The organism is Deinococcus sp. AB2017081 (genome assembly GCF_034440735.1).
Taxonomy (GTDB): domain Bacteria; phylum Deinococcota; class Deinococci; order Deinococcales; family Deinococcaceae; genus Deinococcus; species Deinococcus rufus.
On the sequence record NZ_CP140098.1, the window covers coordinates 141440 to 162471 of the forward strand.

Annotated in this window: 17 protein-coding genes; 15 read left to right on the top strand and 2 right to left on the bottom strand. The window is 69.3% G+C overall.

Features of this window, described 5'->3' with window-relative positions; translation table 11 throughout:
• Nucleotides 1-115 precede the first annotated feature (115 nt).
• The 5 genes from U2P90_RS00725 to U2P90_RS00745 all read left to right on the top strand — a co-directional run bounded on the left by U2P90_RS00725 (nucleotide 116) and on the right by U2P90_RS00745 (nucleotide 4487).
• On the top strand, nucleotides 116-598 hold the full coding sequence (locus U2P90_RS00725; RefSeq protein WP_295817886.1) for a MarR family winged helix-turn-helix transcriptional regulator: 483 nt from the start codon (nucleotides 116-118) through the stop codon (nucleotides 596-598).
• Nucleotides 595-1581, top strand: a complete 987-nt coding sequence (gene arsN2, locus U2P90_RS00730) for an arsenic resistance N-acetyltransferase ArsN2 (protein WP_322473353.1) — start codon at nucleotides 595-597, stop codon at nucleotides 1579-1581. Before U2P90_RS00725 ends, arsN2 begins: the two co-directional genes overlap by 4 nt.
• Complete coding sequence (locus U2P90_RS00735) at nucleotides 1574-2725, top strand: MFS transporter (protein ID WP_322473354.1); 1152 nt, start codon at nucleotides 1574-1576, stop codon at nucleotides 2723-2725. Before arsN2 ends, U2P90_RS00735 begins: the two co-directional genes overlap by 8 nt.
• A gap of 105 nt (nucleotides 2726-2830) precedes the next feature.
• On the top strand, nucleotides 2831-3598 hold the full coding sequence (locus tag U2P90_RS00740; RefSeq protein WP_322473355.1) for a transporter substrate-binding domain-containing protein: 768 nt from the start codon (nucleotides 2831-2833) through the stop codon (nucleotides 3596-3598).
• Nucleotides 3599-3815: 217 nt separating this feature from the next.
• Entirely contained in the window at nucleotides 3816-4487 is a 672-nt protein-coding gene (locus tag U2P90_RS00745) for an amino acid ABC transporter permease (protein ID WP_322473356.1), read from the top strand.
• Nucleotide 4488: 1 nt separating this feature from the next.
• On the opposite strand, the gene U2P90_RS00750 is transcribed toward U2P90_RS00745, so the two are convergent.
• Nucleotides 4489-5145, bottom strand: a complete 657-nt coding sequence (locus tag U2P90_RS00750; RefSeq protein ID WP_322473357.1) for a hypothetical protein — start codon at nucleotides 5143-5145, stop codon at nucleotides 4489-4491.
• A 152-nt stretch (nucleotides 5146-5297) separates the two neighbouring features.
• Between U2P90_RS00750 and U2P90_RS00755 the strand changes: the two genes are divergently transcribed.
• The 6 genes from U2P90_RS00755 to U2P90_RS00780 all read left to right on the top strand — a co-directional run bounded on the left by U2P90_RS00755 (nucleotide 5298) and on the right by U2P90_RS00780 (nucleotide 11093).
• Complete coding sequence (locus U2P90_RS00755; protein WP_322473358.1) at nucleotides 5298-6857, top strand: DUF4153 domain-containing protein; 1560 nt, start codon at nucleotides 5298-5300, stop codon at nucleotides 6855-6857.
• Between the two features lie 190 nt (nucleotides 6858-7047).
• Complete coding sequence (locus U2P90_RS00760; protein WP_322473359.1) at nucleotides 7048-7680, top strand: DUF2268 domain-containing putative Zn-dependent protease; 633 nt, start codon at nucleotides 7048-7050, stop codon at nucleotides 7678-7680.
• Between the two features lie 16 nt (nucleotides 7681-7696).
• Nucleotides 7697-8926: a M24 family metallopeptidase gene (locus U2P90_RS00765; RefSeq protein ID WP_322473360.1), complete on the top strand. Its 1230-nt coding sequence runs from the start codon at nucleotides 7697-7699 to the stop codon at nucleotides 8924-8926.
• Between the two features lie 48 nt (nucleotides 8927-8974).
• Entirely contained in the window at nucleotides 8975-9658 is a 684-nt protein-coding gene (locus U2P90_RS00770) for an SDR family oxidoreductase (protein ID WP_295817899.1), read from the top strand.
• A gap of 90 nt (nucleotides 9659-9748) precedes the next feature.
• Entirely contained in the window at nucleotides 9749-10360 is a 612-nt protein-coding gene (locus tag U2P90_RS00775) for a LysE family translocator (protein ID WP_322473361.1), read from the top strand.
• 28 nt (nucleotides 10361-10388) lie between these two features.
• Nucleotides 10389-11093, top strand: coding sequence for an N-acyl homoserine lactonase family protein (locus U2P90_RS00780; RefSeq protein WP_322473362.1), 705 nt, complete (start codon nucleotides 10389-10391; stop codon nucleotides 11091-11093).
• Between the two features lie 146 nt (nucleotides 11094-11239).
• On the opposite strand, the gene ttcA is transcribed toward U2P90_RS00780, so the two are convergent.
• A complete protein-coding gene (gene ttcA / locus U2P90_RS00785) occupies nucleotides 11240-12073 on the bottom strand; it encodes a tRNA 2-thiocytidine(32) synthetase TtcA (protein WP_322473363.1) in 834 nt (277 codons plus the stop codon).
• Between the two features lie 175 nt (nucleotides 12074-12248).
• Here ttcA and U2P90_RS00790 point away from each other — a divergent pair, with 175 nt between their 5' ends.
• The 4 genes from U2P90_RS00790 to U2P90_RS00805 all read left to right on the top strand — a co-directional run bounded on the left by U2P90_RS00790 (nucleotide 12249) and on the right by U2P90_RS00805 (nucleotide 21030).
• Nucleotides 12249-14696: a transglycosylase domain-containing protein gene (locus U2P90_RS00790; protein WP_322473364.1), complete on the top strand. Its 2448-nt coding sequence runs from the start codon at nucleotides 12249-12251 to the stop codon at nucleotides 14694-14696.
• Between the two features lie 448 nt (nucleotides 14697-15144).
• The gene (locus U2P90_RS00795; RefSeq protein WP_322473365.1) at nucleotides 15145-15642 is read left to right on the top strand and encodes a hypothetical protein; all 498 of its coding nucleotides are present in this window, start codon (nucleotides 15145-15147) and stop codon (nucleotides 15640-15642) included.
• 95 nt (nucleotides 15643-15737) lie between these two features.
• Entirely contained in the window at nucleotides 15738-18059 is a 2322-nt protein-coding gene (locus tag U2P90_RS00800; RefSeq protein ID WP_322473366.1) for a hypothetical protein, read from the top strand.
• A gap of 172 nt (nucleotides 18060-18231) precedes the next feature.
• On the top strand, nucleotides 18232-21030 hold the full coding sequence (locus U2P90_RS00805; protein WP_322473367.1) for a DUF11 domain-containing protein: 2799 nt from the start codon (nucleotides 18232-18234) through the stop codon (nucleotides 21028-21030).
• The last annotated feature ends 2 nt before the right edge of the window (nucleotides 21031-21032 follow it).

Sequence of the window (21032 nt, forward strand, 5' to 3'; positions counted from 1 at the left end):
CGGCGGGGGCCTGGACGGTCTGGCGGCGCATGCACCGGAGCGGATCCAGACCCGGACTGATACCGTCCCACCTGTTGACATTGACAACGATGTGTCCTCGGCCTATGGTGCCCACATGACTGTTGCCACTGACAACGGTATGCCGGCGGTCACCGCCTCCGGCCTCCTGCTGCGCGATGTCACGCGGCTGTTCCTGACCCTGCAACAGCGCAATTTTGCGTGCTGCGACGTGCAGAGCGCGACCCAGTGCAGCATCCTGACGACCCTGCTGCGCGAGGGCGATCAGACGCTCAGTGCCCTGACGCGCCGCCTGAACCTCGACAAGGCGTGGCTGAGCCGCAGCACCGACGATCTGGTGGGACAGGGACTGATCGTCAAGGGGCCGCACCCCACGGATCGCCGGGCGCTGAACGTCACGCTCACCGACGCCGGGCGGACGGCCGCCGCCGACCTCGACCGCACCCTGAACGCCCAGGCCGAACGGGTGCTGGCCCGGCTGCCGGAGCACGACCGGCCCCAGGCCCGCCGCCTGCTCTCGGCGCTGGCGGGGGCCCTCCAGGCCGAACTGGACGGCGACGACAGCGGGTGCTGCCGGTGACGGCCATCCTGCTGGCCCAGCCGGGCGACCGCGCCGCGCTGGAGGCCCTGCTGGCCGAGCTGAACCTGCCCTCTGCCGGCCTGGACGGCACGGAACTCTGGGTCGCGTCGGATCACGATGCCCTGCTCGGAGTGGCCGGGCTGGAGGTACACGGCACCGTGGGCCTGTTGCGCTCGGTGGCCGTGTCTCCGGTAGCCCGCTCGCGGGGGATCGCCGCCGGACTCGTCGCGCACGTCATCGAACAGGCGCGCGCACGTGGCCTGAGCGACCTGTACCTGCTGACCACCACCGCTGCCGCGTACTTCCCCCGCTTCGGGTTCCGGCCTCTGGCCCGCGCCGCCTCCCCTGCTGCCCTGAACGCCTCGCGCGAGTTTCAGGACGCCTGCCCCGCCTCTGCCGCCCTGCTGCACCTGCCCCTGAAGGAGACGACGATGACCGCGACTGCACTTCCCATCCCCGGCACCCAGGACACCACCCGCACCGACGCGCTGCTGGACACTCTACGCTGCCCGGACAGTCGCCCGCTGGAGTTCTGGCTGCACGGCGCACCGCTGGTCAGCCCCGGCTACCACGTGACCGAGGTCAAGGCCGTGAGCATCGAGGCGATGGACTGCGGCGGCAGGGCCGCAAGCTGGCGCGAGACCGTGATCCAGCTGATGGACGGCAGCCCCCAGGAGGCCCGTGAAGGCTTCATGTCGACCGCGAAGTTCCTGGGTATCTACGACCGCGTGGTCGCCCGCGTGCCCGTGCGCCCCGAGGCCGAGGTGCGCTTCGAGTACGGCACCGCGACCAGCCCGGCCCTGCAATATCACGTCTCGCACGTGGAGGAGCAGCCGGAGCGGCTGATCGTCCACCTGCGCACGCCCGGCGTGCAGTGCAAGGCCGGGGACGCCTGCGGGGTGCCCGCCGAAGCGGAGGCCCAGGCCGATGCCTGCGCTCCGGGCAGCGGCTGCTGTGGCCCCCAGGTCGTCCAGCTTGGCTGAGGCCCGGCGTACCGGCGTCGTCTGGACACTGGCCCTGCTCTCCACGGTCGGCTACGGAGCGCTGTACTACGCGCAGCCGCTGCTGGCCGTGGCGACCGAGGCCCAGACCGGCTGGACACGGGTGCAGACCGGCGGGGCCTTCACCGGGGCGCTGCTGGTGACCGCGCTGCTCGCGCCAGGAATCGGGCGGGCACTCGACCGGCACGGGGGCCGCACACTGCTGAGTGCCGGGGCCGGGCTGGGGGCCGTGGCCCTGCTGATCCTGGCGGTCACGCCCCCGTTCCCGCTGTTCGTGCTGGCGTGGCTGCTGGCGGGCGTGGCGATGGCCCTGACCTTCTACGAGGCCACCTTCACGGTGCTCGCGCAGGCGGTGCCTGCCGCCGTCCGCACACGGGCCACGCTGCATGTGACGCTGGTGGCGGGACTGGCGAGCACCCTCTTTGTGCCCCTGACCGCCTGGCTGCTGCAGCGCGGACAGGTCGGGGGCGCGGCGACCGGGCTGGCGGCGCTGCTGCTCGTGGTGGCCGTGGCGTGCTGGGTGGGACTGCCGGCCACGGGCGGCCGGGAACGCGCCACCCCACTCCCCTTCACGCCAGACGCGACCTTTGCCCGGCTGGGGGTGGCGTTCACACTGGCGCGGGTGGTCACGGTGGCGGTGGGCCTGCAACTCGCGCCGCTGCTGCTGGCCGCCGGGCATCCCCCCGCCCGCGCTGCATTCCTGGCCGGGCTGATGGGTCTGGCCGCCCTGCCGGGCCGCGCCATCTTCGTTCCGCTGCTCCGGCACCTCCCGCCCGCGCCGCTGACCGCCCTGCTGCTGGGTGGAGTCGGCCTGTCGGCGCTATTCCTGTTACGCCCACAGGGGGTAGAGGTGGCCGCCCTGGGCGTCGTGGTCTTCGGGCTGTGCAACGGAGCGCTGACCCTGGCGCGCGCAGAACTGCTGGCCGGACGGTACCCGGACACCTTCGGCGCGGCAAACGGGCGGCTGTCCCTTCCCGTGAACCTCGCGCAGGCAGTGACGCCGCTGGGGGCGGGCGCGCTGTACACGCTGGGAGGCAGCTACGCGCCGTCGCTGTGGCTGTGCGTCGGCCTGAGCGTGGGCGCGGCGTGGGTGGTTACGGGCAGGCCGGATCTCAAGAAACCCTGAAAGGCACCGGGGGATGATCAGTAGTTGACAATTTTGGTACACTGGTTCGCTTCGGGCAGCTGCCTAGCCCGCGCCACCTCAACCTGCGTTACCTCAAGGAGTGCCATGAACTACCGAATCCTGATCCCCACCCTGGCCCTGGCCGCCAGCATGACCGCGTCGGCCGCCACCGCCCCCACCACCCTCACGAAGGGCGTCCTGCGCATCGGTATGGAGGGCACCTACGCGCCTTTCACGTACAAGGATGAGAAGGGCACACTGACCGGCTTCGACGTGGATATCGCAAAAGCCGTCGCCGCGAAGCTGGGCCTGAAGGCCGAGTTCGTCCTGACCGAGTGGAGCGGCATCCTGGCCGGCCTCCAGGCCAACAAGTACGACGTGATCGTGAACCAGGTCGGGATCACCGCCGAGCGGCAGAAGACCATCGGCTTCAGCGCCCCGTACGCGTACTCCAGCCCGCAGATCATCGTGAAGAAGGCCGGCACCTTCGCCCCGAAGACCCTGGCCGACCTGAAGGGCAAGCGCGTCGGCGTGGGCCTGGGCAGCAACTTCGAGAAGCAGCTGCGCGACGCCAGCGGGATCAACGTCGTCACGTACCCCGGTGCACCCGAGTATCTGGCCGATCTGGCAGCTGGCCGCCTGGACGCTGCGTACAACGACCGCCTGCTGGTCGGTTACCTGATCAAGTCCCAGAATCTGCCCGTGCGCGGCGCGGGCGTGATCGGTGACGCGGAACCCGTGGGCATCGCCATGAAGAAGGCCAACACCTCGCTGAAGACCGCCGTGGATCGGGCGTTGCTGCAACTGAAGGCCGACGGCACGTATGCCAAGATCAGCCGCCAGTGGTTCGGACAGGACGTGAGCAAACCTTAAGGGCGGTGAGCTATGAGCTCTGGGCTGCGAGCAGTGAGGATGTTCCTCAGAGCTCATAGCCCGGAGCTCATGAACTGCCCGGAGGGCCAATGATACAGAACCTACGCCATTCCAAGACATGCCGTGAAAGGATCGGCATGTCTTTCCATAGCTTCGGTTCCGTATCGTGCCCATACTCGCTTCGCTCGGGCTCGCCTCCGGCTCACCCTGGTTTCTTATGAACACTGAACAGCTGCAACTCGTCCTCCAGAGCGCGTGGGCCTCGCTGCCGACGCTGCTGGCCGCCACGCCGATCACGCTGGGGTTCGCGCTGGCGGCCATGCTGCTGGGGCTGCCGCTGGGCTTTGCGGTGGCGCTGGCGCGGCTGTCGCGCTTTGCGTTCCTGCGCGGGCTGAGCAGTGTGTTCGTATCGTTCATGCGCGGCACGCCGCTGCTGGTGCAGATCTTCGTCATCTACTACGGGCTGCCCAGTCTGGGGATCACGCTGAACCCGGTGGCCGGCGGCATCATCGCCCTGACCCTGAACGCCGCCGCGTACCTGTCAGAGACGATCCGCGCCGCGATCCTGAGCATCCCGAAAGGCCAGCGCGAGGCCGCGACCAGCCTGGGCCTGACGCCGTCGCAGACCATGCGGCTGATCGTCCTGCCGCAGGCGGCGCGGGTGGCGCTGCCCAGCCTGAGCAACACCCTGATCGGGCTGGTCAAGGACACGTCGCTGGTCAGCGTGATCACGGTCGTGGAACTGCTGCGCAGCGCCCAGCTGGTCATTGCCCGCACCTTCGAACCCTTCGGGCCGTATGTGGCCGCCGCGCTGATCTACTGGGCGATCAGTTCGCTGCTGGAGGTCGTGCAGCGGAGTCTGGAGCGGCGGTTCGCACGGGGGGGCTGAATCAGAATCGCCCCGTCACCAGAAAGGCGGCCTGTTCATCATGCGTGGCAAAGATGTACACAGGGATGCCGTTGACAAGAATATAATGCTCCTGCTCAATGAAATCAGGATCGCCATCGAACAGCTTGTAAGCACTCTGCTTGGGAGAGTCGCTGCTTCGGGCGAGCCTTACATCATCCGACTCCCGGATCCGGAGCAGCAGTTTGTGGATATTTCCGTCTTCTGCACCCCAGAATTTGGTAGGCTCACCACCAATCTTGCTGAATTGATACCTATTTGAGCGTGGCGTCTTTCCAAATATCGGCCTATGAATCAGTGGTGAAAAGACATCGGCGCTTCGAGGCTCCGCAGAGTGGAGATGAAGGCGGTAATCTTTCTGAACTTCCTGAGCCTCAGCACCAGAAATGGGAGAACTCACAGGCGTCGCCGGGAACTCCGGCACCGTGTTGCCGGTACACGAGATGCAATAGAATAGGCTCAGCAATTTACCTGGCAGCACATCACTTACATCTACGGTGAAGAAATAGGGCATAAGAGCACCGCATTTCAGGCATGCAGGACAGTGATCTCCCACGTTCAACTGAGGCTGTCCGCCGCAACTGCCGATGATCCTCGAATCACGTGGAGCGTCGGGCTCCTGCCAGAAGACCTTGAGCATCGGTGTGATGATAGGAGATCCTGACCACAATCGTTATCGACCCACGACCACTCGCCTGACACCGAATCCGAACCCTCCAGCAGGAATGTGCCAGCCCTGCCCTGCACCTTCCGGCGGACGTCGCCTGAGCCTCAGGTGAGTACGGTGCTCCCATGACCCAGGCCGAGGCGCTGTCCCCACGTGAACCGTCCGCCACCCCTCAGGTCAGTGCGCCGCCCCGTCCGGCCCGCGCGGCGTTCCCGCTGTTGGCCGCGCTGGGCGTGGGGCTGGCCGCGCACCTGCTCACGCGCAGTACAGGGGCCGGCGTGAACCTCGCGCTGCTGAGTGCCCTGTTCGCCGGGATCGCCGTGTGGGGCACGGTGCGCCGGGGTGCGGTGCCCACGCCCGAGGGCCTGACCCTGCTGGGCGTGGCCGTGGCCTTCGGCGTGGGCTTCACACTGCGGGGCGTGCCGTCCGGGCTGGTGTTCCTGAACAGCGTGGCGATGGTCACCGCGCTGCTGCTGGGCGCGGCGTTCCTGCGCTTTCCGGGGCTGTCGGCACTGGGCGTGGGCGGGATGCTCGGTTCGGCCGTCACGGGCGGTCTGCGGCTCGTGTACGGCCCGCTGGCGCTGCTGGAACGCTTTCCGTGGGCACGGGTGCGCCCCGCGCGGGGAGCCGGCGTGACCCGCGCCCTGGTCGGCGTGCTGCTCACCGTGCCCGTGCTGCTGGTCTTCGGCAGCCTGCTCGGCCGCGCGGATCAGGGCTTCGGGCAGATGGTGTCGCACCTGCTCGACTGGCGACTGGACGGCCTCTTCCGCGACGGGGTCACGTGGCTGTGGTGGGCGGCGCTGGCCGGCGGGCTGCTGTACCCGGCGGTCATGAGCCTGCGGCCCAGCGTGGTGCCCGACGTGCGCGTGCCCCCGCGCCTGGGGCTGGTCGAGACCGGGCTGCCGCTGGGAGCGCTGTCGGCGCTGTTCGTGGCCTTCGTGGTCACGCAGCTCCCGTACTTCCTGAGCGGCTCGGCGCTGCCCGAGGGCCTGACCTTCGCCACGTACATCCGCCAGGGCTTCGGGGAACTGATGACCGTGGCCTTCCTGACGCTGAGCGTGCTGCTGGGGGCCTTTGCCGTGACCCGTCCGGACGTGCGGGCGGGCCTGCCCTACCGCCTGCTGAACCTTGCGGTGCTGCTGCCGCTGGCACTGGTCATCCTGAGCGCCGCCAACCGCTGGCGGCTGTACACCCTCGCCTACGGCCTGAGCGAGACCCGCGTGCTGGGCGCGGCCTTCCTGATCTGGGTCGTGCTCACCCTGGCGTGGCTCGCCCGTGGCCTGTGGCGGGCGGATGTGCGCCGCTTCGCGTTCCCAGCGCTGCTGGCAGGCTTCGTGACGCTGCTGGGCACCACCGCCATCGACCCGGCCGACCTGATCGCCCGCGTGAACGTCCACCGGCAGGTGGCGGGCGTGACCAACGAGCTGCGGACGACGACACAGCACGCCAGCGTGTGGGAACTGCTGCGCCTGGGGGCCGGCAGCGTCCCCGTGATCGCCCTGAACCTCGATGTCCTGACCCGTGGACAGGCGGCGGGCGTGCGCCAGAACGTCATCGACACCCTGCACGACCGCCACGACGCCGCCCCCGGCCTGCGCGAGTGGAATCTGGCCGAGGCGCGGGCACACGCGCTGGTACGGACGCTGCCGCCCCGCAGCGCGAATATCGACCGCCCGTCGGAGTGATATCGATTTCGATTGAATCGGTTCATGGAGCCGATGAAATCCGACCGGAGGGAGCAGGAAAGAGAGACCGGCTCCGCGTCATGGAGCCACGACTGGTGCTGTCCCAGTTGTGGCGGAATAGAGCGGAGTCGGTCTGAGCGTCGGCCATTGCGCGGATGCATTCCCGGCCCTGGCCCCGCAGCATGAACAGGTGAGCCTCCACAACCCGCTCCATCTGCTGAATGCCGGACGCCAGTTCCCATCCCCACTGGCCAACGACATCGTGACTGTTGCCCGGCACGCCCTGGATCGGCAGGCCGCACAGCTCGGCCTGGATGGCGTGGACGTCGTCATGTACGCGAGTCCGTGGACCATTCCCGAGACCGGCATGGTGGGCACCGCACCGGACGGCTACAGCGTCCACCTTGCCCTGACACCGACCAGCACCCCGTTTCAGGAGGGCTGGCGGCAGGAATTGCCCGCCACACTGGCCCACGAACTGCACCACGCGGCGCGGTGGCGACACCAGGGGATGGGGACGCTACTGGACGCCCTGGTGTTCGAGGGGCTGGCCCAGCACTTCGAGCTGACGGAACGCCGGGAGCGGCCCATCTACGCCGTACCGACCACCGATCTCGATGCCCTGTGGACACGGGCGCAGGACGAGCTGGACGGCCCCTACGACTACGCCGCGTGGTTCATGGGCGCACCGGCTGCCGGTCTGCCCCGCTGGGGCGGCTATGCGCTGGGCTTCGAACTCATGCGGCGTGGGTTCGAAGTTCAGGGTGGAGACGCCGTGAGTCACGTCGCCACCCCGGCCGACGCCTTCCGGGGGGTGTGGTGACGCTACCCTGCACCGTATGACCTCTCCGATTTCGCGCATGCAGGCGGCGCTGGCGGCCACCGATCTCGACGGCTGGCTGGTATATGACTTCCGGGGGCTGAACCCGCACGCGGGCACCGTGCTGGGGCTGCCGTCCGGGGCGTTCCTCACGCGGCGGTTCTTCGTGTACGTGCCGCGTGAGGGGCAGGCGACCGTGCTGCACAACCACATCGAGGGCGGTACGTGGCGCAGCATGACCCAGGACTGGGAAGCGCAGTTGCGGGCCTTCGGTGAGCACGCGGAACTGGACGCGGCCCTGCGAGACGTGGTGGCCGGGAAGCGCGTGGCGATGGAATACTCGCCGGGCGGCGAGGTGCCCTACGTGAGCCGCGTGGACGCCGGCACCCTGGAGCGTGTGCGGGCGGCGGGCGCGGCCGAGGTGGTGAGCAGCGCCGATCTGCTCCAGGCCTTCCTGACGTGGTCGCCGGACGATCTGGCCGCGCACCGCCGCGCCGTGGACGTGCTGATGGCCGCCAAGGACGCCGCCTTCGAACTGATCCACGACCGCCTGAAGGCCGGGCAGCCCGTGACCGAACTGGACGCGCAGGCCGTGATCATGGAGCGCATCGCGGCAGCGGGCATGGACGCGGGGCATCCGGTGAATGTGAGCTTCGGCGTGAACGCCGCTGACAGCCACTACGAGCCCAGCCCCGAGGTGCACGCCACCCTGCAGCCGGGCCAGTGCGTGCTGATCGACCTGTGGGCGCAGGAACCGGGCCGGCCGTTTGCCGACGTGACGTGGGTGGGGTACGCGGGCCAGCCGACTGCCGAATACCTGGACGCCTGGAACGCCGTGGCCTCTGCACGGGACGCCGCGCTGAAGCTCATTGACGGAGCGTACGGACGGGACGGCTGGGGCCGCGTGCAGGGCTGGATGGCCGACCGCGCCGCCCGCAGCGCCATGGGCGAGACGTGGGAGCCGTACTTCCTGCACCGCACCGGGCACGACCTGGGCGTGACGATTCACGGCGCGGGCGCGAATCTCGACGATTACGAGACCCACGACACCCGCGCCCTGACGCCGGGCCTGTGCGTGACCGTGGAACCCGGCACGTACCCGGCCGCGCGGGGCTTCGGCATCCGCAGCGAGGTTGACGTGTACCTGTCGCCAGACGGCCCGGAGGTCACGACGCCGATCCAGCGCTCGCCATTCGTGCTCGGCGAGGGCGAGTGGGTCGACGTGCGGGCGGCGGCCCTGAACTCCTGAGCAGCCCATGAAGGCTTGCTGAAGCGTGCGCCCCGTTACGCTGTAGGTATGGCGAACCTCGGCTCCTCCACAGTCATGCTCACCGGTGCCGGCGGTGCCCTGGCGACCGCCATCGCGCAGGAACTCGAAGACGCCGGTGCCCAGATGGTGCTCGTCGGGCACGGCGACTCCCTGGCCCGCGCCGCCGACCGCTTTCCCGCCACCGAGGTCATCGACGTCGATCTCACGCAGGACAGCAGCGTCGAGGAACTCCGCAGGGTCAAGGTGGATGTCCTGGTACACACCGTCGGCGCGTTCTCCATGCAGGACGCGCAGAAGGCCACCACGGCCGACTACCGGAAGATGTTCGACGCCAACATGCTGTCGCTGTTCCACGCCGTGCAGGGCGTGCTGCCGCACATGCTCAAGACCAAGGACGGCCTGATCCTGGGCGTCAGTGCCGGGCAGGCCGCCCGCATGAGTGGCCCCAAGGCGGCGCTGTACACCGCCAGCAAGGCCGCCCTGAGCGCGTACATCCTGAGCCTGCACGACGAGCTGAAGGCCAAGGGGGTGCGCGGCATGGTGCTGTATCCCATGGGGGCCATCGACACGCCCGCCAACCGCGACGACGGCCTGAAGTGGGAGACCATGATCGATCCGCGCGGCCTCGCCAAGTCGGTTGCCCACGCCCTGACCCGTCCGGATCGCGCCCACATGACCGAACTGAAGGTGTACCCGGACGAGGAGAAGTGAGCTGATGGCAGAGAGCAGAGGGCAGACTGCTGAATCATCTCCTGGCCCTCTGCTCTCTGCTGTCAGCCCTCTGCGGGCCGGAGGCCCCCCATGCTGACCTTTGCCGCCGCTGCCCTGGCGCTGCTGCTCATTCCTGGCCCCAGCGTGCTGTACATCGTCGCCCGCAGCATGCAGCAGGGGCGGCGGGCAGGGCTGGTGTCGGCGCTGGGCGTCCAGACGGGCGGGCTGGTGCACGTCTTGGCAGCCACCGTGGGCGTGTCGGCGCTGGTGCTGTCGTCGGCGCTGCTGTTCAGCGTCCTGAAGTTCGCGGGCGCGGCATACCTCATCTATATCGGCATCCGTACCCTGCTGGCGCGGGACGAGGTCGCAGACGTGGCCCTGCCGCCCGCGCAGCCGCTGTCCCGGATCTACTGGCAGGGAGCCACCGTGAACGCCCTGAATCCCAAGACGGCCATGTTCTTCCTGGCCTTCCTGCCGCAGTTCGTCCACCCGGCGCATGGCCCGGTGTGGGTACAGACCATGACCCTGGGGCTGGTGTTCCTGGCCCTGGCGACGGTCACCGACTCCACGTATGCCCTGCTGGCGGGCAGCGTGGGCCAGCGCCTGCGCGGCAACCGGGTGTTCGCCCGGCGGCAGAAGTACGTCACGGGCGGCATCTACGTCGCGCTGGGACTGGGAACGGCGACGGTCGGGCGCAGCTGAATCACTACAGTCGATGCCAGGGGGAGCCATGAACCAGACCGCCGTGCAGCGTCTCTATCTGATGCAGGTGGGCGTCATGCCCGAGTACCGCATTCCGATCGTCTGTGCGCTGATGCAGACGCAGGATGGCCGAAACATCCTGATCGACACCGGTCTGCCAGAGGTCATTCCCGAGGAGGCGAGTGAGTTCGAGAATGGGCAGGATGCCGTAGAGCAACTGGCGCTCATCGGCCTCAGCCCTGACGACATCGACGTGGTGGTCTCGACGCACTACGACATCGACCACGCGGGCCAGCACGCCGCCTTTACGCGGGCGCAGTATGTCGTCCAGCGGGCTCACCACCTGGACGCGGCGAGCAACCCGCGTTACGCGGCCATCCGGCCCCAGTGGGATCAGCCCGCCGAGCGGCTCCAGCTGGTGGACGGCGATACGGAACTGCTGCCGGGGCTGACCCTGGTCGAGACGAGCGGGCATGTGCCGGGGCACCAGTCGGTGCTGGTGCGGCTGCCCAGGACGGGTACCGTACTGCTGACCATCGACGCGGTGCCGTTTGCCAGCGGCTTCACCCGCGACCCCCAGGACGGCGCGGGCACCCCAGACGCCGAGGCGATCCGCGCCAGCACCATCAAACTGCTCGATCTGGCCGAGCGGGAACGGGCCGCGCTGGTCATCTTCGGGCACGACGAGGCCCAGTGGAACGGGCTGAAGCTGCTGCCGGAGTACTACGACTGATACCAAACTCAGGTGAGCCGAAGGCGAACCCGAGCGGAGCGAGCATGAGATGCAGACCGGACTGGCGCGATGGAAAGGGATGCCGATCTGTCCACGGCATGCCTTGGAATCGCGTGAGTCTGGTCTGACGGATCGGGGGCGCCCCGCTACCCCAGCATCGGCAGTTCCTGAAGTCCGGCCATCAGGTCGTTTTCGTTCGGCTCGCTGGAACCGGCGAAGTCGTGCAGGACGCGGTCGAGCAGGTGGCTGGGTTCCACGGTGCCCAGGGCGCGGAGCATGGTGTTCGAGCGGCCGGGGTGCTCGCGTTCCCACGCGGCCAGCATGTGACCCACGACCTCGCGCTGGAGGTTGGGCTGCGAGCCGCACAGGTCGCAGGGAATGATCGGGAACGCGCGGGCCTGGGCGTAGGCCGCGATGTCGGCCTCGGGCACGTAGGCCAGCGGGCGGATGACCACGTTCGCGCCGTCGTCGCTGCGGAGTTTCGGTGGCATGGCCTTCAGGCGTGCCCCGTGGAACAGGTTCAGGAAGAAGGTCTCCAGGATGTCCTCGCGGTGGTGGCCCAGCGCGATCTTGGTGGCCCCGATCCGCCGGGCGTGGGCATACAGCGCCCCCCGGCGCAGGCGGCTGCACAGCGAGCACGTGGTCTTGCCCTGCGGCACCTTCGCCTTCACGACCGAATACGTGTCCTGGCGGATGATCTCGTGCGCCACGCCCAGCTCCGACAGGTAGCGCGGCAGCACGTCCGTGGGAAAGCCCGGCTGGCCCTGGTCGAGGTTCACGGCGGTCACGCGAAACTTGATCGGCGCGGCGCGTTGCAGGTGCAGCAGCACGTCCAGCAGCGTGTAACTGTCCTTGCCGCCCGACACGCAGACCATGACGTGGTCGCCGGCCTCGATCATGGTGTAGTCGGCCACGGCCTGGCCGCTCAGGCGGAGGATGGGACGCAGCAGGGCGTCGGTGGTGGCGTCAGGCGTGGGCATGGGCGTCTCAGATGCCATGCTAGCCCGTCTATATCCGCCCATCATGCTTCCGGTGGACGCTGCCGGCGCGGCGTGTCCGGCACACTGGCGGGGTGTGGTACTGCACCGAACAGCGGCCCGGCCAGGGTAACGTCCATCCGGACGGCTCACATCCCGGCCCGGTAGAGTGGCAGGCGTGAAGTGGCTGACCGGTCTGGGTGCCCTGCTCATGGTCGCGGTGGGCGGCGTGGGTGGCATGTGGTACGCGTGGGGCCGTGACCTGCCCAGCGTGTCCGATCTGGACGTGCTGGAGTTCAGCGGCAAGACCCGCGTATACGACCGCACCGGCACCTTGATCGGCACCCTGACGCCCAGCCTGGACTCGGCGGGGGGCGTGAACCGCAACCTGGTGCCGCTGTCGCGGATCGCCGCGCCGCTCCAGAAGGCCGTGATCACCAGTGAAGACCGGCGCTTCTTTGAGCACCACGGCGTGGACTACATCGGGATCACGCGCGGCCTCCTCAAGGGCCTGCTGCGCAACGATCTGGAGGGTGGCAGCTCGATCACCCAGCAGGTGGTGAAGAACACGCTGCTCTCGGATCTCCAGGGCGCCCGCACGCCGGAGCGCAAGTTCAAGGAGGCCGTGCTGGCGTACCAGCTCGACCGCAACTACGACAAGCAGAAGATCCTCAACGCCTACCTGAACATCGTGTACTGGGGCGATGGTGGCCGCAGCGACATCATCGGGGCCGGCACGGCTGCCCACGCCTATTTCCGCAAGGACGCCTCGGAGCTGAACCTCGCCGAGAGCGTGTATCTGGCGACCATCATTCCCGCGCCGAACCGCCGCTACAAGGACTTCCAGGCGTACCGGCCCCTGATGAAGGACCTGCTCTCGCGCATGGTCGAGGACGGCCGGGTCACGCAGGCGCAGGCCAACGAGGCGTGGAAGACCCCGATCTATCCGGCCGGGTGGCGCATCGGCTGGAACACCGACGGCACGATCCGCTCGGCGGTACTGGAGCGGCCCGGCCGGCTGCAGGAGAACATCAACCTGTTCGAGGCGCAGGACACGCCGCGCTATGCGTACCAGCACTACCTCCAGGCGGTCGAGAAGGAACTGATGCCCCTGATCGGGCGCAAGGCGCTGTACGGGGGCGGGCGGATCGTGACCGGCATGAGCGTGGCCGCGCAGCAGGCCGCCGAGCAGGCCAGCCTGGACGCACAGGTGCCCGACGGGGCCACCCTGGGCATCGCGCTGGTCAGCCCGCAGAACGGCGAGGTCATGGCGCTGGTGGGCCAGAAGCTCACGGGCGGCCGGGCCAGCGACTGGGACAACGCCACCCAGGCCCGCCGGCAGGTGGGGAGCTCGATCAAGCCGCTGCTGTATACGCTGGCGCTCCAGAAGGGCTGGAAACAGAGCGACACGGTGCTGGACTCGCCCCTGAGCGGCGACTACCAGCCGCAGAACTACGACGGCCGCTGGACCGGGCGCTACGTGACCATGCGCTACTCGCTGGATCACTCGCTGAACCTGCCCACCGTGCGGATCGGGCAGGAACTGGGCGTGCCAACCTTCGAGGCCAAGCTGCGCGACCTGGGCCTGACCCCCCCGGCCGAGGGCGGCCTGTCGCTGACCATCGGGACGCTGGAGGCCAGCCCGCTCCAGATGGCGTCGGCGTATGCGGCGTTCGCCAACGGCGGGCTGTACTACGCGCCCAGCGTGGTGCGCCGGGTCGAGGACAGCCGGGGGCAGGTGCTGTACGCCCGCCCCGCGCCCACGCCGAAGCGCGTGTGGGACGCCCAGACCGCGTGGCTGGGGCTGGACATGCTGCGCGGCGTCGTGAACGACCTGAGCGAGTCGCAGGGCGGGCTGGCGACCCGCGCCCTGATCCCCGGCTGGCCGGTGGGCGGCAAGACCGGCACCACCAACGACATCAAGGATCTGTGGTTCGCCGGGGTCACGCCGACCGTCGCGGGCGCGGTGTGGGTCGGCAAGCAGGCGGGCGGGGCGCTGCCCCCCTGGGCGTACAGCGGCGAGGTGCCCACCCCCGTGTGGCAGCAGGCGGTCGCGGGTGCCCTCCAGGGGCAGGCCGCCACAACCTTTCAGGAGCCGGCCGGAATCACGTACCGCACCGTGCGCCGGGTGGACATGGCCTTCCGCGTGTCCGAGGCGGATCAGGATCCGGTGGCGCGGGACGGCAGTGGACAGGGGGGCGGCTTCTTCACGCGCCGCCGCACGCCCGTGCCGGCCCCTACTCCCGAGCCCGCGCCCGAGCCGGTGCAGGAGTCGGTCACCCCGGAACCGGAACCGGTGACGCAGGAGCCGGCAGTCATCACACCGGAGGAGGCACCGACCGTCGATCCCGTGCCCGAACCCGGCCTGATCGACACGGCTCCCCCGGCGGATCAGGTGCCTCCCCAGGACAGCGGCGCCGACACGGACGGAGCCGGGCTGATCGACGCGGCCCCGCCCGAGGCCCTCCCTACGGATCCTGTGCCTGCACAGCCGGACAGCGGGGACACGGGCACGGCCACCGATCCGGGGCTGGTCACCGATCCCCTGCAAGATCCCCTGCCGCCCGAGGCCCTCCCCACGGATCCCTCGGCCCAGCCGGACAACGAGATTCCGCCGCTGAACTGACGCGCCCCGGCGGTGTGTCCAGTCCGCGAGGTCACGGACGGGGTGCGAGCCTCAATCCGCAGGGCCGGCTGGCCCCTGTGGGTCAACCATACAGACCCCGGAACTGCCGATGGCGCGGCGGCCGCGGTCGAGTCCAGCGTGAACACGCTGCTCCACAGCCCTCCTGCTCGTGGGCTTCGGCCGGCCGGGGGCGGCTGCGGCCTTCTGCAGGATGCGCGGGCGGCCGGGATGCCGCGCTGCCTGCGCGCCCCCGCACCGCCCTCTACCGTGAAGAATGACCTGCCATCCAGTGGAACTCGTCGTCCTGCACGCAAAACATCACAGCGTGGCGCTCAGCCGTAAGCAGGCGGTAAGAACCACTTGATTAACCTGCCTTCACGTTCCAGGGCTGCCCTGGAACCGCCATGTCGATCGTCGTTCCCTGCGTTGCCCACAGAAGGAGACCGCCATGAAACCCCTTACCTCTGCGCTGTTGATCACCCTCGGGACTGGGACGGTGCTGGCCCAGACGGCCAGCCCGATCGCCCTGACCCTCACACTCTTCGCCGTGAAGAGCGTGACCGTCGACGGGAAGGTGACCGAGCGCCTCACGGCCAATCCCGGCAATGTCCTGCCGGGTGACCTGCTGAGTCAGGTGGTCACGGTACGCAACACGGGCAACACGGCGGTCAAGAACATCCCGGTGACCCTGCCGGTGCCCAAGAACACCGTGTACGTGGCACCCGAGGCCAGCATGGCAGTGACCCGGACGGAGTACTCCATCGACGGTGGAAAATCTTTCGCCGCTGCGCCGATGAAGAAAACGGTGACGGTCACCGAGAACGGCAGGAGCGTGACGAGGGAAGTGGAGGTCAAGCCCAACGAGTACACGGCTGTGCGCTGGTTCGTCAGTGAACTGGGTGCCGGACAGACCATGAAGCTCGGCTACCGAATCCAGGTGAAGTAGGCGCGGCGCGTCCACAGCGCAACCTTCCGTCTTCCCGCCATGCGGCGGGGAGGCCCTCCTTACACCCCATTCTCTCCACGCTCCGGAGGACATTCATGCAAAAAGCCCCGCACATCCTCGTTCTGATGGTCGCCCTGGCCGCCGGCACTGCCAGCGCCGAGGGCACCCTCGCCGGCACCACGATCACCAACACGGCCAGTGCCGAGTATCCGGATCCCACCAACACGGCCACCACCGTGAGCATGCCGTCGAACACGGTGTCCACGGTCGTGCTGCCCAAGCCCGGCTTCGACGTGACGTTCACGGGCGGCACCACCGACGGCGGCACGCAGAACGCCCTGGCCACGACCACGGTCGTCACGACCGGTGCGGTGCCGGGGCAGCAGATCTCCACGCCGTACTCGCTGGTGAACAACGGCAACGTCGCGCTGACCCTGAACCTCAGCGCCGACACGACCGGCAGCGCGCCCGGCGCGACCGTGAAGTACTACCTGGCCAACCCGGACGGCAGCCGTGGCGCCGAGATCACCACCGGCACGGTGACGGTACCGGCCGACGATCCCGCCACCGTGGACAACCCGGCCACGCCGGCCGTCGAGAACGACGAGGGTCTGGTCAAGATCATCCAGGTGGTCACCCTGCCGACGGATCCGGCACAGATCGATTCCACCAAGGTCTTCGGGGCGTCCCCGGTCGCCACCGTCACCGGCACGCAGGGTGCCGACCCGCTGACCACCCCTGGCAACGGCTACGCCAGTGGTGCGACCGCCACCGAAGAGGACAAGACCGCCGGCACCGACCTGCAGTTCATGCGCGCCGAGGTGTACCTCCCGGTGCTGGACAACAATCCCAACGGCGCGGTCACCACACCGGTCGACTCGGCCGGGAACCCCATCACGGATCCGGCGGCGGTTCCGACGATCGTGCCGGTGCTCGTGCCGACCCAGGTCGTCGGCACGCCCGGCGACGCCACCCCCGTGATCAGCACGTCCGGCTATACCAACCCCACGCCCGTGACCGGTGATCCCACGCCGGGCGGCACGCCGATTGCACAGGTCTCGGCCGACGAGCAGGTCGCGTATCCCAAGGCCGACACCAACAGCACACCCGACACGGTCGTGTTCACGAACTCGGTGACGAATACCGGCGGCCTGTCCGACAAGGTGCAGCTGTTCCCCGCCCTGGCCGACGGCACGCCGGATCCGGCGTATACCTACAATCCCGCCACCGGCGAGTTCGTCAACGCGACCACCGGCGTCACGGTGCGCTTCCTGGATCCCGTGACCGGCGCGGTCATCCTGGCCTCGACCGACCCCGCCAACCCGACCGTGGCCCAGTACCCCACGCTGACTGTGCCGAACAACAGCACCGCCGTGTACCGCACGGAAGTCACCTTCCCCGACTCGGACGACTCGGCCGCCGTGCCCCAGTACAGCATCCCGGTCGGCGCGGACTCGCTGAGCGACGCGGACACGACCTCGAACAACACGGCGACCAACACCATCCTGCCGCCGGCCACGCAGTTCGGCGACAGCACTGCCGCACAGGGCGCAGACGCCACCCTGGCCCCGGTGCAGGTCGTGAACCCCAGTGGTGCGGCCAGCGACGGCTCGAGCGCCGTCACGACCGACAACACGGCGGTCTTCCCCGTAGACGCCGTGAACAACGGCCAGTACAACGACTCCTACACCCTGAGCGGCAGCGTGACCTTCACGGACGCCGTGACGGGCGCGCTCACCACCGTGCCGGTGCTGTACTACGCCACCGACGGCGTGACCCCGCTGCCCCGCCTGAGCAGCGATCCCCTGAGCCCGGACTACAACAAGTTCATCACCCCGGTCATGGCCCCCGGCACCGAGTACAAGGCGGTCGCGGTCGTGCAGACGCCCGCCGGCACCGGCACCGGCGACTACACCGTGAGCCAGACCGCCGTCTCGAACTACAGCTCGACCACCGTGAGCGACACCAACGACATCGTCCGGGTCAGCCCGACCGGCAGCGTGGCCGTCGCCAAGTTCGCCGCCAAGGCGGGCGTCGCGGCCGGCAGCGATCCCATGTACGGCATCAACAACCCGGCCGGCTACACCGCGACCGGCCAGAACGGGGCCAAGCCTGCCGAGACCATCAGCTACCGGATCATCGCCAAGAACAACTACAACACCCCGGTGCCGCTGTTCGTGCGTGACACCGTGCCGGCGAACACCGCGTTCACCAGCGTGGCGATCACCCCGCTGCCCACCAAGACCATCTACCGCATCGGCGGCAACACCGGGACGTGGTCGGCCACGGCCCCCGCAGCCAACCTCCCGGCCGGCACGGTGATCGACGTCGCGCCGGACGCCGACAACAACAACCTCCCGGACAACCTTGCCCCCGGTGCCACCCTGAGCGTCGATTTCGTGGTGACCGTCCAGTAAGCCTCCTCGCCCGGCACGCCGCACCACGAGGGCGTGCCGGGTCTTCATAACACCAGAATCCCTTTTTCCCTGCGCCCTTTTTGCGTGTCCGTCCTGGTGCTCTCGTCTCACTCCCTCGCCCTGCGGCAGCGCGATCACTCCCGACCCTGCCCTGATCCCTAGGAGCGCCCCTGTGAAGCTATCCCGTCCACCCTCCCTCCGAACCGCGCTGGTCAGTGTGCTGGTCATGGCCGGCGTGGCGGGTGCGGCCGGTACGCCGGCTGGCACGGTCATCACCAACCGGGCGTCTGCCCTGTTCGGTACGCCGAACCCGCAGGATCTCCAGGAAACCGCCTCGAACACCATCAGCACGGTCGTGCAGGCGGTGTGTTCCGTCAGTGTGACGCCGGACGGCACGGTGGCGCAGCCGGGTCAGCGGGCCACCCTGCTTCCCGGCGAGCGGGCGGTGTTCCCCTACACGGTCGTGAACACCGGGAATACGCCCGGCACCTTTCCCGTGCAGGGCGTGGTCGATGCCGCCAGCACCCTGACCCCCGCCATCCGTGTGGTTCTGGATACGAACGGCAACGGTCTGCCCGACAGCACGGAGCCCGAGGTGAGCAGCGTGACCCTGGCGGCCGACGCCCGCGCGGGCGTGCTGCTGGTCGTGGACACCACGCGCAGCGCCGGGGCCGGGAACGCCTACGTGAACGTGACCGCCAGCTGTGCCGACGGTTCGGCCACCGACACGAACAATGTCAGCGCCGTGCAGGTCGGGCCGCCACCGGCACTGGGCGTGACCAAGACCTTCACCCCCGCCCTGGTGCGGCCCGGCACCGAGACGACTGTGACCGTCACGGCCCGCAACGGCGGCCAGGGCACCAGCCGCGAGGTGCTCCTGACGGACCTGCTGGCCGCCCAGACGGCGCAGGGGCTGACCTTCGTGGCCGGCAGCGCCCGCACCACCGTCGGCACGCTGGAATACACCGCCGACGGCACCGCGTGGTCGGCCGCCGAGCCGGCCACCGTGCGCGGCGTGCGGGTGCGGCTGCCGGCCCTGGCGCCGGACGCGACCGCGACCCTGACCTTCCGCATGCTGGCCGGCGCAGCGGCCGAGAACCACGTGATTCCCAACACCGCGACCGCCGAGACCGGGGGCGAGCGCGCGAGCGGCTCGGCCAGTGCGGACGTGCGCTACCTGCCGGGGGTCGCCATCGGCCCCGTCGGTGCTCCGCAGGCCCCCGAGGGCACGGCGGCCGACGCGCAGCGCGTGCCCTTCGCGGTGGCCGGGCAGCCCGTGTGTTTCGACCACACGCTGCTGAACACCGGCGACGTGCGCGACGACTTCACGGTCACGGTCACGTACCCGCAGGGCACGGCCACGCCCACCCTGCTGGACGCCGCCGGGAAACCGCTCGCCCTGCCGGTCAGCCTGGAGCCCGGTCAGAGCACGCTGGTGCGCGTGTGTCACGCCGCGCAGGCAGGCACGCTGGACGCGCTGGTCACGGTGGCCGGCGCCCGCGGCACGAGCAACACCACCCATGACCTGGTGGGCGTGGTGGAATCGGGGCTGCCGGAACTGCGCAAGTCCGCCGCCGCGACCACCGTCGACGAGGGCGGTCAGACCGTGGCGGTGCCCGAGGGCGGCAGCGTCGCCACGGGCGATACCGTCACGTACACCCTGGTGGTGCGCAATCCCTATGCCCACGCCCTGACCGGCGCGGTGGTGCGTGACCCGGTACCCGCGCACGTGACTGCGGTGAGTGCCGCGGCCGGCGGCGTGATCACCGGACAGCCGGGGGCCCAGTCCGCCACCTGGACCCTGGGCACCCTGGCCCCCGGCGAGACCCGGACGCTGACCCTGGTCACCACCGTCAGCCCACGGGCCGTGGACGGCGAGGGACTGAAGAACGTCTTTACCCTGACGACCACCGAACTGGTCACCCCGGTGCCGAGCAACGAGACCGTCACGCCCGTGTGGTCGGCGCAGCTGCGGGTCGTCAAGGCAGTCAGCGCGAAGGAGGCGACCTACGGCGACCGCCTGACGTACACCCTGACCATCACCAACCAGTCGGTCACGACCGCGATCATGCAGGCGGCCGTGACCGACACGCCCGCACGCGGCCTGGACTACGTGCCCGGTACGAGTACCCTGGACGGCCAGCCGCTGGTCGATCCGGTGCTGTCGGGCGGCACGCTGCGCTGGACGCTGCCGGAACTCCCGGCAGGCCGCCCGGTCGTGATCGCGTATCAGACGAGAGTCACGCCCGAGGCGAGCGGTGATCTGGTGAACGCGGTCGTCGTGAGCGGCACCGGGGCTGGCGGCATCGCCAGGGCGGTCGCCAGCAACCGCGCGACCGCGACCATCAAGCTCAGTCCGCTGCTGTTCGCGCCGCTGGCCGACATCGTGGGCGTGGTGTACGTGGATCGCAACCGCGACGGGCGCTTCGACCCGGCCATCGACACGCCCGTGCCGCGTGCCCGCATCCTGCTGGCCGGCGGGCGACAGGCGCTGACCGATCCCCTGGGGCGCTACTCGTTCCTGAACGTCGCGCACGGCACCCACGCGCTGCGGCTGGATCCCCACACCACACCGTACCCGCCGCTCCAGCTCACGTCCGACGGCGGCCTGAGCGGCACCCGCAGCGTGCCGGTGCGCGGCCTGACCAGCGTGGACTTCCCGCTCGCACCGCTGGGCGGCGACATCAGCGTGCTGCGGCACACGACGCTGCTGGTCGGCGACGTCACGATCGAGAAGACCGTGACCCAGCTGCCCGGCGGCTATGCGGTCACCCTGCGCGTCACCACGCCCCGTGCCCTGGACGGAGTCGACCTCGACGATCCGCTGCCGCCGGGCGCCGTGCTGCAAGACGGCCGAAATACCGTCACCGGTACGCTGATCGCGGGTGAACACACCTTCACCTACCGCTTCCTGTGGGCCGGGGCACCGGGTGCCGCCACCACGGATCCGGTCATGAGCTGGAGGTACTGATC

Bases quoted from the DNA above. Each gene is read 5' to 3' on its own strand.
- U2P90_RS00725 (WP_295817886.1), top strand. From the start codon at position 116: ATGACTGTTGCCACTGACAACGGTATGCCGGCGGTCACCGCCTCCGGC.
- U2P90_RS00740 (WP_322473355.1), top strand. From the start codon at position 2,831: ATGAACTACCGAATCCTGATCCCCACCCTGGCCCTGGCCGCCAGCATG.
- U2P90_RS00745 (WP_322473356.1), top strand. From the start codon at position 3,816: ATGAACACTGAACAGCTGCAACTCGTCCTCCAGAGCGCGTGGGCCTCG.
- U2P90_RS00750 (WP_322473357.1), bottom strand. From the start codon at position 5,145: ATGCTCAAGGTCTTCTGGCAGGAGCCCGACGCTCCACGTGATTCGAGG.
- U2P90_RS00755 (WP_322473358.1), top strand. From the start codon at position 5,298: ATGACCCAGGCCGAGGCGCTGTCCCCACGTGAACCGTCCGCCACCCCT.
- U2P90_RS00765 (WP_322473360.1), top strand. From the start codon at position 7,697: ATGACCTCTCCGATTTCGCGCATGCAGGCGGCGCTGGCGGCCACCGAT.
- U2P90_RS00770 (WP_295817899.1), top strand. From the start codon at position 8,975: ATGGCGAACCTCGGCTCCTCCACAGTCATGCTCACCGGTGCCGGCGGT.
- U2P90_RS00775 (WP_322473361.1), top strand. From the start codon at position 9,749: ATGCTGACCTTTGCCGCCGCTGCCCTGGCGCTGCTGCTCATTCCTGGC.
- U2P90_RS00780 (WP_322473362.1), top strand. From the start codon at position 10,389: ATGAACCAGACCGCCGTGCAGCGTCTCTATCTGATGCAGGTGGGCGTC.
- ttcA (WP_322473363.1), bottom strand. From the start codon at position 12,073: ATGCCCACGCCTGACGCCACCACCGACGCCCTGCTGCGTCCCATCCTC.
- U2P90_RS00795 (WP_322473365.1), top strand. From the start codon at position 15,145: ATGAAACCCCTTACCTCTGCGCTGTTGATCACCCTCGGGACTGGGACG.
- U2P90_RS00800 (WP_322473366.1), top strand. From the start codon at position 15,738: ATGCAAAAAGCCCCGCACATCCTCGTTCTGATGGTCGCCCTGGCCGCC.